We start from the raw sequence: 17207 nt of genomic DNA, 5'->3' as shown, positions 1-17207 counted from the left end.
GGTCAGCCATGCCGCATATCGTCGTCTGCTCCCTCTCGAAACTTTCCCCCACGGCCCGGGTGCACGCGGCGCGGGAAATGGTCACCCTTTTGTCGAAGGAGCAGGACGTGCGGCGGCCGCCCGGCATACTGCCGGACCGCCATCTTCACCTGGACATGAATGACATCAGCGCCCGGATCGACGGATTGCGTCCGCCGGACGATCACCACATTTCGGGCCTGATCACGTTCGCGCAAAAATGGAACCGCTCGGCGCCGCTTCTTATCCATTGCTGGATGGGGATCTCGCGGTCCACCGCCGCGGCCTACATCGTCGCCCTGGCGCTCAATCCGGACCTCGATGAAACGGATCTTGCGCTGGAACTCAGGCGACGGTCGCCGTCAGCGACGCCGAATTCGCGCATGATCATGCTGGCCGACAGCGCGCTTGCGCGCGAGGGCCGGATGGTGGAGGCGATCGCCGGGATCGGACGCGGCGCGGAGGCTGCCGAGGGGCAGCCCTTCATCCTGCCGCTGGAGATCAGAACCGATGGCAACTGACTCCACAGCGGTTGAAATCGGCCTCAACGCGGCCATCGTCGCTGTGGAGGGCAATGACCCCCAGATTCTCGTCGTCACACAGGATGCGGATGGCAGGAATGTGCCCGACGGACTGCCGCTCGGCTCCTTCGACCCGCTTCTCCACCGGACTTTCGAGACCGGCCTGCGCGCCTCTGTCGAAAAGCAAACGGCCCTGCATCTCGGATATGTCGAGCAGCTCTATACATTCGGCGATCGCGGCCGGCACAAGCAGCCGGATGATGTCGACCTTCACATCGTCTCCGTCGGCTATCTGGCGCTCACCCGCAACGACGGCGAGCAGACGGGCGCGCTTGAGCGCGGCGGAGCGCAGTGGCGCAACTGGTACGGCTACCTTCCCTGGGAAGACTGGCGCGCCGGGCGCCCCGGCATACTCGACGCAACCATCCTGCCGGCGCTCCGCGCGTGGGCCGACCGCCCGCGGCACGAAAGCGCCGGGCGGCTTCCCAACCGGCGCTCGCGCCTGCGGCTCGCCTTCGGCGACGACGATTTCCCGTGGGACGAGGAACGGGTTCTGGAGCGCTACGAGTTGCTGTACGAGGCGGGCCTCGTGGAGGAGGCCGTGGCGGACGGCAGGATCGCGGACACGCGTTCGCCGGCGCCGCTCGGGCGCCAGATGCGGCTCGATCACCGGCGCATTCTTGCAACGGCCATGGCGCGGCTGCGGGGCAAACTGAAGTACCGGCCCGTCATTTTCGAGCTGATGCCGACGGAATTCACACTCACCACGCTGCAGTCGACCGTCGAGGCGATTTCCGGCCGGCACCTTCACAAGCAGAACTTCCGGCGCCTGGTGGAAGGCGCAAAGCTTGTCGAGACGACCGGCGCGACCAGCACCGCGACGGGCGGGCGCCCGGCGGCGCTCTATCGGTTCCGCAGGGAAATCCTCGAGGAACGGCCGGCGCCGGGCATCAAGGTCGGCGGGCGCTAGAGCGGCTCGATGTCGAGACCGATGTCGAGCGGCGGCGCCGACATGGTGATTTTCGACGTCGAGATATAATCGACGCCGGTTTCCGCGACCGCAGCGACGGTTGACAGGTCGACATTGCCGGACGCTTCCAGGACGGCCCGCCCGGCATTGCGGCGCACCGCCTCGGACAGTTCGGCGGGCGACATGTTGTCGAGCAGCACCGCGTCCGGCGATGCGGTCAGCGCCTCGTCGAGCTGATCCAGCGTGTCCACCTCGACCTCGATCTTGACCATGTGGCCACAGTGCGATCGGGCGGCCTCGATTGCCGCGGCCACGCCGCCGGAGACGGCGATATGGTTGTCCTTGATCAGCACCGCATCGTCGAGGCCGTATCGATGGTTGCGGCCGCCGCCGCAGCGCACGGCGTATTTTTCAAGAACGCGCAGGCCGGGGATCGTCTTGCGCGTGCAGCAGACGCGCGCGCCCGTATGCGCGATCTTGCCGGCATAAACCGCCGTCAGCGTCGCGATGCCGGACAGGTGCATCAGGAAATTCAGCGCCACGCGCTCGGCCGCCAGGATGTTGCGGGCGTTGCCCTCGACCCGCGCCAATACGGACCCGGCCGATATCCGCTCGCCGTCCGCGCATTCCGGTTCAACGGCGAGGCCCGGATCGGTGGTCCGGAAAGCGCAGGCAGCGAGCGGCAAGCCGGCAAGGACGCCGTCCTGCCTTGTCGCTATGACGGCGCGGGCCGTCGCACCGGCGCCGATCGTCGCCTGGCTGGTGATGTCGCCGGCACGGCCGAGATCCTCCGCAAGCGCCGCGCGCACGCTCTCCTCCACAAGAAGCGGCGAAAGGGAATTCGACAACGCTTCGCTCATGCCGCGACCCTTTCGGCTGCGTCGCGAATGACACCGTCGGCGTCGGCAAGTGTCAGGTAGGTGCGTTTTTGCCACTGCGGGCTGGCGTCCGGCATATCCGAGCGGAAGTGCGCGCCGCGGCTTTCCGCGCGCCGCAATGCCCCAGCCACGACGAATTTTGCTGCCGTCAGCATGTTGCCGAAGCGCGCCTTGTGGTTCCTGGCCTCCAGATCGGCAATAATGCGCGCGGCGGCCGTCAGGCCGTCATGATCCCTGATCACGCCGGCACAGTTACTCATCGTGCGCCGCAGGCACTGCAGCTCGGGGCTGTCGCTTTCCGTGACGACATCGTCCGATTCATCGGCGGGACTTGCCCAGTTGTCGCATTTCGGAGCGGGCAGCAGCCCCTGGATGTCCTCGGCGATGCGTCCGGCGAAAACCACCGCCTCGAGCAGCGAATTGGAAGCAAGCCGGTTGGCGCCGTGCGCGCCGGTCGAGGTCACCTCGCCGGCCGCCCACAACCCGTCGAGCGAGGTGCGCCCGTCGGCGTCGACCAGGATACCGCCCATATGGTAGTGGGCGGCCGGGACCACCGGTATGGGCTCGCTCGCCGGGTCGATGCCGGCCTCGCGGCAATAGTTGTAGACGGTCGGGAAACGGTCGGCGAACGCGGTTCCGATGGCCTTTGTGCAATCGAGAAACGCACCGCGCCCCGCCTGGACCTCGGCAAAGATGCCGCGTGCGACCACATCGCGCGGCGCCAGTTCGGCATCCTCGTGCAAGTCGGCCATGAAGCGATGGCCCGATCCGTTGATCAGCGTCGCGCCGTCGCCGCGCAGCGCCTCGGTGGCGAGCGGCGCCGGATCGCGTCCGACGTTGATCGACGTCGGATGGAACTGGACAAATTCCGGATCGGCGATGACGGCACCGGCCTGCGCCGCCATGCCCGTTCCGCCGCCGCTGGACTGACCGGGATTGGTCGTCACTGTATAGAGATGGCCGATACCGCCCGAGCAAAGGACGACCGCGCGGGTCGGAAACGCCAGGCGGTTTTTCGACTTGCCCCGCTCCGGCCGGGCTACCACACCCGTCACATAGCGGCCTTCGGTCATCAGCTTCTCGACGACATAGCCCTCAAGCAGCCTGATGGAGGGCGTCTTTCGTACCTCGGCGATCAGCGCCTCCATGATCGCCCTGCCGGCCATGTCGCCGCGCACGCCGACGACCCGGCTTTCCCGGTGCGCCGCCTCGCGCGAGACGGCAAGACGGCCCTCAAGGTCGCGGTCGAAAGGCACACCGTAGCGCAAGAGGTCGTCGATACGGTCCGGCCCCTCGGCAATCATCGTGCCGGCAATCTTCCCGTCGACGATACCGGCGCCGGCGGCAATGGTGTCCTGAAGGTGCTTCTCGGTCGTGTCGCCCTCGCTGATGGCCGCGGCGATGCCGGCCTGGGCCCAGGCGGACGAGGCCCCCTGCCCGATCGGCGCGGCGGCCAGAACCGAGACCGGCCGCGGCGCGAGCTTCAGCGCGCAGAAAAGACCGGCAAGGCCGCCGCCGACGATGACAACGTCATCGATACCGGCCCAGGAGCGCGGCGAAAAGACGGTCGTGCTCGTCATTTTCCCAGATTGACCATGCGCTCGACGGCCAGGCGGGCACGGTCGGCGATCCGCGGATCTATGGTGACTTCCTCTTTCATGAAGACGAGGCTGTCGAGGATCTTCGGCAGGGTTATGCGCTTCATGTGCGGGCACAGATTGCAGGGTTTGACGAACTCGACCCCCGGGGTCTCGGCCTCGACATTGGACGCCATGGAACATTCGGTAACCAGCAGGACCTTCTGTGGCCGCTCTTCCTTGACGTAGTTGATCATGCCGGATGTCGAACCGGAAAAGTCACAGACCTCGATCACATCGGGATGGCATTCCGGGTGGCCGATGATCTGGATGTTCGGATCGGCCTCCTTGTAGGCAAGCAGTTCGTCGGCGGTGAAGCGCTCGTGCACTTCGCAATGCCCCTTCCAGGTCAGGATCTTCTTCGATGTCTGCTTGGCGATGTTCATGGCCAGATATTCATCCGGAATGCACAGCACCGTGTCCTCCTCGAGGCTCTCGACGATGGCCAGCGCATTGGACGAGGTGCAGCAGATATCGGTTTCCGCTTTCACGTCCGCAGAGGTGTTGACGTATGTGACGACGGGAACGCCCGGATTGGCGACCTTGAGGCGGCGGACATCCGCGCCGGTGATCGATTCCGACAGCGAGCAACCGGCCTTCATGTCGGGGATCAGTACGGTCTTTTCCGGATTGAGCAGCTTCGACGTCTCGGCCATGAAATGCACGCCGCACTGGACGATGATCTCGGCATCGACGGTGCCGGCCTCGCGGGCAAGCTGAAGGCTGTCGCCGACAATATCGGAGACGCAGTGGAAGATCTCGGGCGTCTGGTAATTGTGCGCCAGGATCACGGCACCCCGCTCCTTCTTGAGCCGGTTGATCGCGTGGACATAAGGGGCAAAGACCGGCCACTCGATGGCCGGGATATGATCCTTGACGCGGGCGTAAAGATGCTCTGTTTCGCGCGCGACCGCCGGCGTGTACTCAAGATCGGGCATGTCGATGTCGCCGAACCGCTCAAGAGCGCTCGGCACGGACTGTGCCGTCCGGATTTCCTTGGCTGTCTGGAGCATGTTCATCGCGCCTCTCCTTGCCATTTTCCTGCTTTTGCTCAATATGAGCATAAGTCGGTCGAAATAAAACCCGGCAGCGCCGGACGAAATTTACATAGGGCCCCGGGGCGCATATTGCAAGCCGAATTGCCCGGGGTGCGACAATTAATGCGCACGAATGCAACTTGACCGTTTGATCAATTAATTTGATGGGTTGGTCAAAAATGCTGCTTTGACAGCGCCGCCGGGCGCTCCGTACATTCGCTGCGGCGTCACATAGTCTGACGGCAGCGCCATTTGTCCGCGTAATGCCCTTTCCCGGCATGCGCCGCTCACTAAGTGATGGAATCCGAAAAGGGGCGACCATGACAACCAGCACCGCCAAGGCCGGATTTCCGTGGCTGATCATCGCCAGCGGCTGCGTCATTGCCGCGCTGACCTTCGGACCGCGCTCGGCGATGGGGTTTTTCCAGCTGCCGATGCTCGCCGAGACCGGCTGGGATCGCACGACTTTCGGCCTGGCCATGGCACTACAGAATCTCTGCTGGGGACTGGGGCAGCCGGTATTCGGCGCCATCGCCGACCGGTTTGGAACCTGGCGCGTGCTGGCGCTCTCGGCGCTGCTTTACGCCGGCGGGCTCTACATGATGGCGGTGGCCGACGCGCCCATGCTGCTTCACATCGGCGGCGGAGTCCTCGTCGGTCTCGGCGTTGCAGCCGGTTCCTTCGGCATCATCCTGGCGGCCTTTGCCCGCAACGTGGAGCCGGAAAGCCGCTCGTTCGCCTTCGGGCTCGGCACGGCGGCCGGCTCGGCCGGCATGTTCCTGTTCGCGCCGATCACCCAGGGGCTGATCGACACGGTGGGGTGGTCCGACACGCTGGTCTATCTCGCCATCGCCATGTTGATCGTGCCGGTGCTCGCCGTTTCGCTGCGCGGCAACGCCCAGTCGGGCACGCAGTCGGCCACGGAGATCGAGCAGACCGTCCGCGAGGCCCTGCGCGAGGCGTTCAGCCATCAAAGCTACCTGCTGCTGACCGCCGGTTTCTTTGTCTGCGGCTTTCAGGTGGCGTTTATCACCGCGCACTTTCCCGCCTATATCGGCGATATCGGCGTTTCCGCAAATTACGCCGTGATCGGCATCGCCCTGATCGGGTTCTTCAACATCATCGGCTCCCTCGCCGCCGGCGTCATCGGACAACGCCATTCCAAGCCGATGTTCCTTGTCACGATCTACCTCGCCCGGTCCGTTGCCGTGACCCTGTTTCTGTTATTGCCGCAGAACGGCACATCCGTGATCATCTTCTCGGTGGTCATGGGGCTGTTGTGGCTGTCGACCGTCCCGCCGACAAATGCGCTCGTCGCCATCATGTTCGGTACCCGCCATCTCGGCATGCTCGGCGGCATCGTATTCCTGTCGCACCAGGTCGGCTCGTTCCTGGGCGTCTGGCTGGGCGGCTATCTCTACGATGTCTTCGGCTCCTACAATCCCGTCTGGTGGCTCGGCGTCGCGCTCGGCCTGTTCGCGGCGATCGTCCACTGGCCGATCCGCGAGCAGGCGGTTCCCCGCGCCGTTCCGGTCCCGGCGGAATAAGGATCAGGGATTTGCAGCAAGCGCTTTCAGCGCCGCATTGACGAAGCCGGACCGCGCGTCGGGAACCTCGATGCCGCGCGGCTCGTAGACGTGGCGCCGCAGGAAATAGCCGGTCAGGTCGAAGGCCGCCGAAAGGCTTTCCCCGTCGGCGGATTTGCGGCTGCCGTTAGCCAGGAACTCGGGCAATGAGAGCATCTTGTCGGCCCAGGGCAAACCCGCCTCGCGGCTGACCGCGCGGCCCGACTTGGGCGACACGAACTGCAGTTCCTCCTGTGTCCCGGTCGCCGCGCAACGGGTCAGGTCGAGCCCGAAACCCAGGTCCTCCAGCATGGCCAACTCGAAGCGCACGAAAAGTTCGCCGGCGCTGGCCGGATCCTGCAGGTTTTCCAGGATGATGCCGAGCGCCTCGTAGAGATGGGGATGCGGATCGCGTTCGGGCAACAAGCGCAGCAAGGCAGCCATCGCCTGGACGCCGTAGACCGCCGTCGCCGATTCCATGAGTGCCGCCGCACGCAGGGTCGTCGGCTCGACCTGGTAGGTTCCGAGGTGCTGGTCCAGGCGCGCGCGCCAGGTCACCAGGACGCTGTTGCCCGGCTGCAGCACCGGCTGCATGCGTCGCGAACGGCCGCCGCGCACGAGGCCGAGATGGCGCCCGCGCGCCTTTGTCATGATCTCGGCAATGACGCTGCTTTCACCGTGGCGCCGGGCACCCAGAACTATGCCTTCGTCTTGCCATTCCATAAAAGCGATCCGCCCCGTTAGGAGGGAAAATCAAGCCCGATCTCGCGGTAGCGCTCGGGGTCGTCGCCCCAATTATCGCGCACTTTGACAAAGAGAAACAGGTGCACGGGCTGCTCGAGGATCTCGGCCAGTTCCTTGCGCGCCGTGCGGCTAATGTTCTTGATGGTCTCGCCGCCCTTGCCGAGGACGATCTTCTTCTGGCTGTCGCGCTGCACGTAGACGACCTGCTCGATGCGTACGCTGCCGTCCTTGCGTTCCTCCCACTTCTCCGTTTCCACGTGGGATGCGTAGGGCAGCTCCTGGTGCAGCCGCAGATAGAGCTTTTCCCGGGTGATCTCGGCCGCCAGCTGCCGCATGGGCAGATCGGAGATCTGGTCCTGCGGATAATACCAGGGCCCTTCCGGCAGAGCCTCCGCAAGATAGTCCAGCACGTCGCCGCAGCCCGATCCCTTCAGCGCCGAGATCATGAAGGTCCGCTCGAAATCCACCGCTTCATTGGCTTTTGCCGTGAGCTCCAGCAACGCCTCCGGCTTGACCCTGTCGATCTTGTTGATCAGCAGCACCTTGGGCCGCGAGACCTCTTTCAGTCCGTCGAGGATGTTCTCGGCATCGCCGACAAGCCCCCGCTCCGCGTCAATGAGGAAGCAGATGACATCGGCGTCATGGGCGCCGCCCCAGGCCGAGGTCACCATGGCCCTGTCCAGCCGGCGGCGCGGCTTGAAGATGCCGGGCGTGTCGACAAAGACGATTTGCGCCTGATCGTGGATGACGATGCCGCGCACCAGCGCGCGTGTCGTCTGGACCTTGTGGCTGACGATCGACACCTTGGCGCCGACCAGATGGTTGAGCAGCGTTGATTTGCCGGCATTGGGCGCACCGATCAACGCGACGAATCCCGAACGGGTATCCGGGCCTGCCTTGTTCTCCGGGGCCTCCGTCACGATGGCCTCCAGACGCCTTCGCGTTCCAGCAACCTGGTCGCGGCGCTCTGTTCCGCGGCACGGCGCGATCGGCCGCTGCCGACCTCCTCTCCGTGGCCCTTGACGGCGACGCGGACGGTGAACAGCGGGTCGTGGTCGGGCCCGGAACGCTCGAGGATCGAATAGGTCGGCGCCTCGCCGGTGCGGCTGTGCGACCATTCCTGCAATTCCGTCTTGGCATCGCGTCTGGCTTCGGCCGAGGCTCTTGCCCGGTCTTCCCAGTTGCGCAGGACGAAGCGACGCGCCGCCTCCAGGCCGGCATCGAGGTAAATGGCCGCGATCAGAGATTCCATCACGTCGGCGCGCACGTTCAGCATGCGTTTTCCGGTCAGCGTCTTGATATCGGTTCCAGTGCGGATGAACTTGTGCAGCTGCAACTCGTCGGCGACGGCGGCGCAGGTCTCGGCGCTGACGAGCTGATTGAGGCGTACCGACAGTTCGCCTTCCGTCGCCGCCGGAAACAGCGAGAACAGCAATTCCGCAATGACAAGACCGAGGACGCGGTCGCCCAGAAACTCCAGGCGCTCATAGTTCCCCTGCCCGCTCCGGTGGGCACTCGAATGGGTCAATGCCCGTTCCAGGCGCTTCTGGTCTTTAAACGAGTGCCCGATCAGTGGTTCCAGACTGGCGTGGTCCGCCTCGGTCAGTGCACTCTTGCGCTTCATTCCGTCATCTCGAACAGCCGTCCGAAGCGCAATTCGCTCGGCCATTTCCAGATCTCGAGCGGCGAAGTGTTGTCGCCGATCGAGAAGAAGATCATCTCGGCGCGGCCGACCAGATTCTCGAACGGAACGTAACCGACGCTCAGGCGGCTGTCCGCCGAATTGTCCCGGTTGTCGCCCATCATGAAGTAGTGGCCCTCGGGAACCTGGAACACACGCGTGTTGTCGGTCGTCGAATTGGGGATCGCATCGAGCGTCTCGTAGGTCACGCCGTTGGGAAGCGTCTCACGGTAGACCGGCGCGTTGTTGACCTTGTTCTCGTAATTGCCGTCGGCGCTGAAGGTCCCGATGCGCTCGCGCTTGACCGGATCGCCGTTGATGTGCAGCACGCTGTTGATCATCTGGATGCGGTCCCCCGGAAGACCGACAACCCGTTTGATGTAGTCGACCTTCGGATCGCTCGGCAGCCGGAAGACGGCAATGTCGCCGCGTTTCGGCTCGCCCGCCCAGATGCGGCCGGAAAACAGGTTCGGCGAGAACGGAAACGAATAGCGCGAATAGCCGTAGGCATACTTGGATACGAACAGGTAATCGCCGACGAGCAGTGTCGGCATCATCGATCCGGAGGGGATGGAAAACGGCTGGAACAGAAAACTGCGTATGACCAGAGCCAGAAGCAGCGCCTGGACGATGACCTTCAGTGTTTCACCAAAGGTCGATTCTTTTTTTTCTACCTTCTCAGACACGCTTGAGACCTTCCTGGGTTGGGCGATCAGCCCAGCTTACTAGAGTATTTGATGCAATAGTGGAACCGCCCATTTAGATGGTGGTCCGGCGCTACGGGTCAACCGGCAGCGCCTCTATGACGACAAAGGCCTGTGCCAGCGGATAATCATCCGTAATGGTCAGATGAATGGCCGGCCTGTATCCTTCCGGCACCTTGGAGTCAAGCCGGGCGCCGGCGCCGCCGGTCAGGCGCATGGTGGGCTGGCCGCCCGGTTCGTTGACCACGCCCATGTCGCGCCAGAAGACGCCCTGAGCGAGGCCGGTTCCCAGTGCCTTGGCGCAGGCCTCCTTGGCGGCGAAGCGCTTGGCGTAGCTCGCTGCGCGCGCGGTGCGGCCGTCCGACTTCTCACGCTCGACGGCGGTAAATATCCTGTGTGTGAAGCGGTCACCGAAGCGCGCGATGGATCGCTCGATGCGCGTGATGTCGATCAGGTCGCTGCCAATGCCGATGATCATTGCGCCAAATATTCCGTGCGGGTCTTGTTCATACGGTTTGCTTGCCGTTGAAATCCATGCCGCGCCGCTTCATCAGCTTGCGACGGCGCCGATTCTGGAACGCCGATACACTAATGAATGTGGTTATGTAAAACAGCAGCCCGAAAACCAGCATGAACGGAATACAGCCGATGGACATCGGCTTGAGTATCGGCTCCCACAGGGTCAGCGCGGCGTCCCAAACCTGATGCCAGCCAAGATCGCTGAAGCGGCTGCTGAGGTTGATCGGCGGCACCCTGCCGTCAAAATCCTCGATCGTGATGTACTTGCCGAGCTTGTACGTGGCGGTCCAGATAAATGGAAATGTCAGCGGATTGCCGAATGCCGTGCCGAGCGCCGAAGCCAGCACGTTGCCGGCCAGCAGGATGGCGAAGACGGCCGCGATGACGAAGTGAAGTCCGATGAAGGGTGTCCATGAGGCCATGACGCCGGCCGCGACGCCCGCGGCAATCGCGTGCGGTGTCGCCGTCAGACGAAGTATCCGTTTGCCGAAATACTGGAACGAGCGCGAAAACGACCGTCGCGGCCAAAAGAATATCCGGACCCTTTCCAGAACTCCGGCTGGCTTGCGACGGCGAAACAACATGCGGGACCTTCACTCCTCAAATCTGTTCATCTGCACAATTTATAACGGATGTTGTTAAATATTACTTTTCAATGGCCACTTTCAATGGCTCCCGGCCGCTGCTGCGGGCCGTGCGCGGCGGAACACGCAATCTTGATTCAGTATATTCGCGGTGGGTGGGCGTCTATTCGTAGAGGCGCGAAACCGTGCTGATGCAGGACAGTTTCTTCAGGGCACCGATCAGCTTGTTCAGATGCTTCAGGTCCCAGACTTCCAGGTCGACCACCATCTCCGTGAAATCATCGGCGACACGGACCATCGAAAGCGTCTGAATATTGGTGTCGCTGGCGGCGATCGTCTGCGCAACTTCGGCCAGCGTGCCGGGCTCGTTTATGGCATTGAGCGATATGCGCGAATGGAAGCGCTTGCTGCCGGCCTCGTCGATATCCCAGCGCACGTCGATCCAGCGCTCAGGCTCGTCGTCGAACTGAGTCAGCATCGGCGACTGGATCGGGTAGATCGTGATGCCCTTGCCGCGCTCCATTATGCCGATGATCCGGTCGCCCGGCACGGCACCGCCGGTGCCGAACGAAACCGGCATGTCGTCGCCCGTTCCCCTGATCGGCAACGCGTCAGCGCCGTTCGCGGACCGTTGTTCACGCCGGTTCTTCGACTGTTTCGACCGGCCCGGGATCCGGAAGATCATGCCCGCCGCACTGCGCAGGTTGAACCAGCCTTCGTCCGACGTGGACTGTTTGACGGCGACGCGCTCATGCTGATGGTCGGGGTGCACGGCGGTCAGGACATCCTTTGACGACAATTCGCCGCGGCCGACCGCGGCGATCGCGTCCTCGACGTCCTTGAAGCCCAGGCGATGCAGCACCGGTTCCAGCTGATCGCGGCTGAAATTCTTGCCGGCCCGGTTGAAAGACCGTTCCAGGATCCGGTATCCGAGACCCGAATACTGCTTGCGAACGGCGGCACGCGTGGCACGCCGGATGGCCGCGCGCGCCTTGCCGGTGACGACGATTTCCTCCCAGGCGGCCGGCGGCACCTGCACCCCCGAGCGGATGATCTCCACCTCGTCGCCATTGCTGAGCTGCGTTACCAGCGGCATGATACGGCCGTTGATCTTGGCGCCGACAGTGGTGTCGCCGATGTCGGTGTGCACCGCATAGGCGAAATCGATCGGGGTCGCGCCGCGCGGCAGCGCGATCAACTGCCCCTTCGGCGTGAAACAAAAGACCTGGTCGTGGAACAGCTCGAGCTTGGTGTGTTCGAGAAACTCCTCGGGATTGTCGCCCACCGCCAGTTGCTCGATGGTCCGGCGCAGCCAGGAATAGGCATTGGAATCTTGCGGCAGCAGACCGTTTTCCCGTTCACCGCCGTCCTTGTATATGGCATGGGCGGCAACGCCGTACTCTGCGATCTCGTGCATGCGCATCGTGCGGATCTGAAGCTCGACGCGCTGTCGGGAGGGCCCGATGATCGTGGTGTGGATCGACCGGTAGTCGTTCTGCTTCGGCGTCGAGATGTAGTCCTTGAAACGACCCGGAACCACGGACCAGCGCATGTGCACGATGCCGAGTGCGCGGTAGCAGTCGCCGATGCTATTGACGATGATGCGAAATCCGTAAATGTCAGAAAGCTGCTCGAAGGACAGCGATTTGGACTGCATCTTGCGGAACACCGAATAGGGCTTTTTCTGCCGTCCGGTGACGGTCGCGTTCAGACCGTGCTCCTCGAACAGGTCGCCAAGTTCGGTCTCGATCTTGCGGATGATGCCGCTGTTCTTCTTCGACAGCTCCTTGAGGCGCTTGGTGACCGTTTCGTAGGCTTCGGCATTCAGGTGCCGAAACGAAAGCTCCTCCAACTCCTCGCGCATGTCCTGCATGCCCATGCGGCCGGCCAGGGGCGCGTAGATCTCCATCGTCTCTTCTGCAATGCGGGCGCGCTTGTCCGGCGGAACGAAATCGAGCGTGCGCATATTGTGAAGCCGGTCCGCCAGCTTGACGAGCAGGACACGGACATCGTCGGATATCGCCAGCAGGAGCTTGCGCAGGTTCTCGGCCTGCTTGGCCCTCTTGGAGACCAGGTCCAGTTTCTTGAGCTTGGTCAGCCCCTCGACAAGTCCGCCGATTTCCTCGCCGAACAGCTCGTCGATTTCGTCGCGCGTCGCCGACGTGTCCTCGATGGTGTCGTGGAGGAGCGCGACTGCAATCGTCGCCTCGTCCAGCCGCATGTCGGTGAGGATTGCCGCCACTTCCAGCGGATGGGAGATATAGGGATCCCCGTTTGCCCGCGTCTGCTTGCCGTGCTTCTGCATGGCGTAGACATACGCCTTGTTCAGCAGGGCCTCGTTGACGTCGGGCTTATACTGGTGCACGTGCTCAACGAGCTCGTACTGGCGCATCATATAAGGTTCACTCCTTCAACTTCGGCCAACCCTGGATCATTATCCAGCCAGCCGAAGTCAATCGTCAAAACAAAAACGCGCCAGGCCCTCCGACCCGGCGCGTCCTGTGTCAGACCGAATATCGGCCGTCTTTGTGATGAAATCAATAATCGTCGCTTTTTTCCGGCGGGACCAGGCCTTCGATGCCGGCCAGCAGCTCCTCTTCCGACATGCGGTCGAAGGACACGCCTTCGGCTTCGGGATCGGCCGGGACGTCACCGGCTACAATGACGGTTTCCTCGGTCTGCTCGGCGGAAAGAAGCGTCGCCGGATCGGGCTCGGGCTCATCCACCTCGACATGTTTCTGCAGCGAGTGGATGAGATCCTCTTTCAGGTCGCCGGGAGACAGGGTCTCGTCGGCGATTTCACGCAGCGCGACCACCGGGTTCTTGTCGTTGTCGCGATCAACCGTGATCATGGCACCCTGCGAGACCTGGCGCGCGCGATGGCTCGCCAGCAAAACCAAATCGAACCGATTGTCGACCTTGTCGATGCAATCTTCCACTGTGACACGGGCCATGGCCTGTCCTTTATATTCGCAAAAATATCGTGATTGCCTTGGCGATACTCCCAAAAGCTGAACAATTCAAGCGCAAATGGCATTTTTCGCCCCGAACGCAGCGGAAATGCGCTGTCTCGCGAACCGGTTCGGCAGAAGGTTGACGCAAGAGCTCCGGCCTGGTCGGGCGGCACGCCCCCGCCATCCGCGCATCCGTTGCGGAAGACATCGGCAGTAAAGCCTGATCGGATACGACATGCTCGCATCGCACCGCCGGATAAGGTGGCTGATTCGCGGCTTTTTAAAGTCAGCAAAGAGCCAGAACGGAAGAATTCTTCTCAAAAGCCAACTGAACAGAGAATGCCCCGGTAGAAAGTGTTCACAATTTGTTGTCCAGCCACTGTTAGGGCGGATTTACATTGTCTACATACTCAGTGTATGCAATAAAATTGCTTCGATGGGAAAACTATTTTGCGCGGTGAGAATTGGTTAAGACGAGTATTATATTCCTTCTTTATAGCGCCAAAATAATCAAATAATCCATAGGTGAAATAATGTTCGATCCTCGGGAAAAGATATCCTTGTTCATAGACGGCGCCAATCTCTATGCGACAGCAAAGAGTCTTGGTTTCGATATCGACTACCGTAAACTACTGACCGCATTTCAAGGCCGCGGCTATCTGCTGCGCGCGTATTACTATACCGCTCTTATTGAGGATCAGGAGTACTCTTCCATTCGCCCGCTGATCGACTGGCTGGACTACAACGGCTACCGCGTGGTCACCAAACCGGCGAAAGAATTCACCGACGCCGGGGGGCGGCGCAAGATCAAGGGCAACATGGATATCGAACTTGCGGTCGATGCCATGGAGCAGTCCGAGACCGTCGATCACCTGGTGATTTTCTCCGGCGATGGCGATTTCAAGAGCCTGGTGGCGGCGCTGCAACGTCGCGGCCGGAAGGTGTCCATCGTGTCGACGCTCGCCACCCAACCGGCAATGATCGCCGACTGCCTGCGCCGGCAGGCGGACAATTTCATAGACCTTGCTTCCCTGAAGTCCGAAATCGGACGCGCCGAAGCCGACAGGCCGCAGGCTCGCCAGACGCGGACTGAGGAAGAAGAAGAATACGACTTCAATCACTAGCAGCTTTGGGTTATGCCGGCAGGCATGACCGACCCCACCGATCCCGACCGCAACTGCGCATTGTGTCCGCGACTGCATGCCTTCATCGCCGCACAGCGCGAGTTACACCCCGAATGGCACAACGCGCCCGTGGAGACCTTCTGCCCCGAAGACGGTCCGGCTTCCGTGCGTTTGCTCATTGTCGGACTTGCCCCGGGACTGCGCGGCGCAAACCGGACCGGGCGGCCGTTCACCGGTGATTTTGCCGGCGATCTCCTTTACGGCACACTCTCGCGATTCGGATTCTCGCGCGGATCTTTCGCGGCGCGGCCGGACGACGGCGTCGAACTGGTCGAAACGGCCATTACCAACGCGGTGCGCTGCGTTCCGCCGGAAAACAAGCCGGTCGGCGCCGAGATCAACACATGCCGACGCTTCCTATCCGCCTCGATCGGAGCGATGCCGAACCTGCGCGCCATCCTGACGCTCGGCAAGATCGCACACGATTCCACCGTGCGGGCTCTGGGCGAGCGCGTATCGGCCCATCCGTTCCGCCACGCCGGACGGACGCAGGCCGGCGGTCTTGAAGTCTTCTCCAGCTATCATTGCTCGCGGTACAACACCAATACAGGCCGGCTAACCGAGGACATGTTCACAAATGTCTTCAAAGACATAGCGAACTTTCTTAATGAACCTGCACCGGTAGCCGTCAGCCCTTCTCGCGCATGAGTCGGGCCTTCTGGCGCTCCCAGTCGCGCTTCTTCTCGGTCTCACGCTTGTCATGGAGCTTCTTGCCCCTTGCCAGCGCGATCTCCAGCTTGGCGCGGCCGCGATCGTTGAAATAGATTTTCAGCGGCACCAGCGACATGCCCTCGCGCTGGACGGCGCCGATGAGCTTGCGCACTTCGCGTTTGTTGAGCAGCAGCTTGCGCCGACGCCGCGTTTCGTGGTTGAAGCGGTTGGCCTGCAGATATTCCGGCAAATAGGAATTGATCAGCCAGATCTCGCCGCCCTCCTCCGTCGCGTAGGATTCGGCGATGTTGGCCTTGCCCTCGCGCAGGGACTTGACCTCGGTGCCGGTCAGCACCAGCCCCGCTTCAAACGTGTCGAGAATCTCGTAGTTGAAGCGCGCCTTGCGGTTTTCCGCGACGACGCGCCGCGCTGGCTTTGAACCGGCCTTCGACATGATATTCAACCGTTCCCGGCATCGCCCCCTAGTTCACGATGCCCGCATGGCGCATGGCGTCGTCAATCGCGGCACGGGTCTGCGCCTCGATGGGAACCAGCGGCAGGCGCTGGGTGTCGGTCATCTGGCCGAGCCTGCTGAGCGCGTATTTCGTGCCGCCCGGATTGGGCTCCAGGAACAGCGCCTTGTGCAGCGGCATGAGACGGTCCTGGTACTCCAGCGCACCGGCATAGTCGCCCTTGGCCATGGCCTCCTGGAACTCGGCGCAAAGCCGCGGCGCCACATTGGCGGTGACGGAGATGCAGCCGACGCCGCCATGGGCGTTGAAGCCCAAGGCCGTGCCGTCCTCGCCCGACAGCTGGATGAAGTCGGCACCGCAGGACTGCCGCTGTTCGGAAACGCGGTCCAGTTTGGCGGTCGCGTCTTTCGTTCCGACGACGTTGTCGAAGTCGCCGGCGAGCGCCGCCATCGTCTCGACGCTCATATCGATGATGGAGCGTCCGGGGATGTTGTAGATGAAGATCGGCAGCGAAATCGCCTCCGCGATCGACGCGTAATGGGCATAGAGGCCGCGCTGGTTGGGCTTGTTGTAGTAAGGCGTGACAACAAGCACGGCATCGGCGCCGGCCCTTTCGGCGTGCTGCGCCAGGTCGATCGCCTCGCCGGTGTTGTTCGATCCGGCACCGGCAATGACGGGAACGCGTCCGGCCGCCGTCTCAACGCAGAGCTCGATGACCCGTTTGTGCTCGTCATGCGAAAGGGTTGGGGATTCGCCGGTCGTGCCGACAGGCACGAGACCATGGCTTCCCTCGGAAATCTGCCATTCCACAAAGCTGCGGAAGGCGGTTTCGTCGAATTCACCGGCGTCGTTGAACGGTGTGACCAACGCCGGAAGAGACCCCTTGAACATGCTAGCTCCTGACATGACGGGCGTGACGACCCGCATTGACATATTATCGAACGCAGAATAACCGACTGCGCCGGCAACAAAAAGCGCTGCACCATAGTCCCGGCGCATCGCTGCCGCAAGCGCCGCGGCGCGACAAAGTTACCGGCTGATCGCGGCCGGACACATTTTGTTACAACACGCTTGAATAACCTTTGCT

At 62.6% G+C, this 17207-nt stretch carries 18 protein-coding genes; 5 read left to right on the top strand and 13 right to left on the bottom strand.

Going from position 1 to position 17207, the window contains the following annotated elements:
* Positions 1-8 precede the first annotated feature (8 nt).
* Positions 9-539: a tyrosine phosphatase family protein gene (locus E4M07_RS12325; protein ID WP_136658654.1), complete on the top strand. Its 531-nt coding sequence runs from the start codon at positions 9-11 to the stop codon at positions 537-539.
* Complete coding sequence (locus tag E4M07_RS12320) at positions 529-1509, top strand: NAD regulator (RefSeq protein ID WP_136658653.1); 981 nt, start codon at positions 529-531, stop codon at positions 1507-1509. The genes E4M07_RS12325 and E4M07_RS12320 overlap by 11 nt, the downstream gene beginning before the upstream one ends.
* Here the strand turns inward: E4M07_RS12320 and nadC are convergent.
* Genes nadC through nadA form a run of 3 tightly spaced genes read right to left on the bottom strand, consistent with a single transcriptional unit; the run spans position 1506 to position 5043 of the window.
* Positions 1506-2369: a carboxylating nicotinate-nucleotide diphosphorylase gene (nadC, locus tag E4M07_RS12315; protein WP_136658652.1), complete on the bottom strand. Its 864-nt coding sequence runs from the start codon at positions 2367-2369 to the stop codon at positions 1506-1508. The genes E4M07_RS12320 and nadC overlap by 4 nt on opposite strands.
* Positions 2366-3967 carry an L-aspartate oxidase gene (locus E4M07_RS12310; protein ID WP_136658651.1) on the bottom strand — a complete coding sequence of 534 codons (1602 nt, stop codon included), beginning with the start codon at positions 3965-3967 and terminating at the stop codon, positions 2366-2368. Before E4M07_RS12310 ends, nadC begins: the two co-directional genes overlap by 4 nt.
* On the bottom strand, positions 3964-5043 hold the full coding sequence (nadA, locus tag E4M07_RS12305; protein WP_136658650.1) for a quinolinate synthase NadA: 1080 nt from the start codon (positions 5041-5043) through the stop codon (positions 3964-3966). Before nadA ends, E4M07_RS12310 begins: the two co-directional genes overlap by 4 nt.
* A gap of 338 nt (positions 5044-5381) precedes the next feature.
* Between nadA and E4M07_RS12300 the strand changes: the two genes are divergently transcribed.
* A complete protein-coding gene (locus E4M07_RS12300; RefSeq protein WP_136658649.1) occupies positions 5382-6608 on the top strand; it encodes an MFS transporter in 1227 nt (408 codons plus the stop codon).
* A 3-nt stretch (positions 6609-6611) separates the two neighbouring features.
* Here the strand turns inward: E4M07_RS12300 and recO are convergent, their stop codons facing one another.
* From recO to rpoZ, 8 genes are all read right to left on the bottom strand, one after another.
* A complete protein-coding gene (gene recO / locus E4M07_RS12295; RefSeq protein WP_136658648.1) occupies positions 6612-7349 on the bottom strand; it encodes a DNA repair protein RecO in 738 nt (245 codons plus the stop codon).
* A 17-nt stretch (positions 7350-7366) separates the two neighbouring features.
* The gene (gene era, locus E4M07_RS12290) at positions 7367-8290 is read right to left on the bottom strand and encodes a GTPase Era (RefSeq protein ID WP_136658647.1); all 924 of its coding nucleotides are present in this window, start codon (positions 8288-8290) and stop codon (positions 7367-7369) included.
* The gene (rnc, locus tag E4M07_RS12285) at positions 8287-8994 is read right to left on the bottom strand and encodes a ribonuclease III (RefSeq protein ID WP_136658646.1); all 708 of its coding nucleotides are present in this window, start codon (positions 8992-8994) and stop codon (positions 8287-8289) included. Before rnc ends, era begins: the two co-directional genes overlap by 4 nt.
* On the bottom strand, positions 8991-9737 hold the full coding sequence (gene lepB, locus E4M07_RS12280; RefSeq protein WP_136658645.1) for a signal peptidase I: 747 nt from the start codon (positions 9735-9737) through the stop codon (positions 8991-8993). Before lepB ends, rnc begins: the two co-directional genes overlap by 4 nt.
* A gap of 91 nt (positions 9738-9828) precedes the next feature.
* Entirely contained in the window at positions 9829-10233 is a 405-nt protein-coding gene (gene acpS / locus E4M07_RS12275) for a holo-ACP synthase (protein WP_136658644.1), read from the bottom strand.
* A 28-nt stretch (positions 10234-10261) separates the two neighbouring features.
* Entirely contained in the window at positions 10262-10858 is a 597-nt protein-coding gene (locus E4M07_RS12270; RefSeq protein ID WP_136658643.1) for a DUF2062 domain-containing protein, read from the bottom strand.
* Between the two features lie 163 nt (positions 10859-11021).
* A complete protein-coding gene (locus E4M07_RS12265; protein WP_136658642.1) occupies positions 11022-13253 on the bottom strand; it encodes a bifunctional (p)ppGpp synthetase/guanosine-3',5'-bis(diphosphate) 3'-pyrophosphohydrolase in 2232 nt (743 codons plus the stop codon).
* Positions 13254-13395: 142 nt separating this feature from the next.
* On the bottom strand, positions 13396-13812 hold the full coding sequence (rpoZ, locus tag E4M07_RS12260; RefSeq protein WP_136658641.1) for a DNA-directed RNA polymerase subunit omega: 417 nt from the start codon (positions 13810-13812) through the stop codon (positions 13396-13398).
* A 533-nt stretch (positions 13813-14345) separates the two neighbouring features.
* Here rpoZ and E4M07_RS12255 point away from each other — a divergent pair.
* Together E4M07_RS12255 and E4M07_RS12250 are read left to right on the top strand one after the other, a co-directional pair.
* Entirely contained in the window at positions 14346-14936 is a 591-nt protein-coding gene (locus E4M07_RS12255) for an NYN domain-containing protein (protein ID WP_136658640.1), read from the top strand.
* Between the two features lie 24 nt (positions 14937-14960).
* Entirely contained in the window at positions 14961-15644 is a 684-nt protein-coding gene (locus E4M07_RS12250) for a uracil-DNA glycosylase (protein WP_136658639.1), read from the top strand.
* On the opposite strand, the gene smpB is transcribed toward E4M07_RS12250, so the two are convergent.
* Together smpB and dapA are read right to left on the bottom strand one after the other, a co-directional pair.
* Complete coding sequence (smpB, locus tag E4M07_RS12245; protein WP_136658638.1) at positions 15625-16101, bottom strand: SsrA-binding protein SmpB; 477 nt, start codon at positions 16099-16101, stop codon at positions 15625-15627. The two genes, E4M07_RS12250 and smpB, sit on opposite strands and share 20 nt — an antisense overlap.
* A 28-nt stretch (positions 16102-16129) precedes the next feature.
* On the bottom strand, positions 16130-17011 hold the full coding sequence (dapA, locus tag E4M07_RS12240; RefSeq protein WP_136658637.1) for a 4-hydroxy-tetrahydrodipicolinate synthase: 882 nt from the start codon (positions 17009-17011) through the stop codon (positions 16130-16132).
* Positions 17012-17207 lie beyond the last annotated feature (196 nt).

Origin of the sequence: Nitratireductor sp. XY-223 (assembly GCF_004959855.1) — a bacterium.
Classification (GTDB): Bacteria; Pseudomonadota; Alphaproteobacteria; order Rhizobiales; family Rhizobiaceae; genus Hoeflea_A.
Note: the sequence above shows the minus strand (reverse complement) of the source record. Positions and strands in the feature narration are given on the sequence as shown.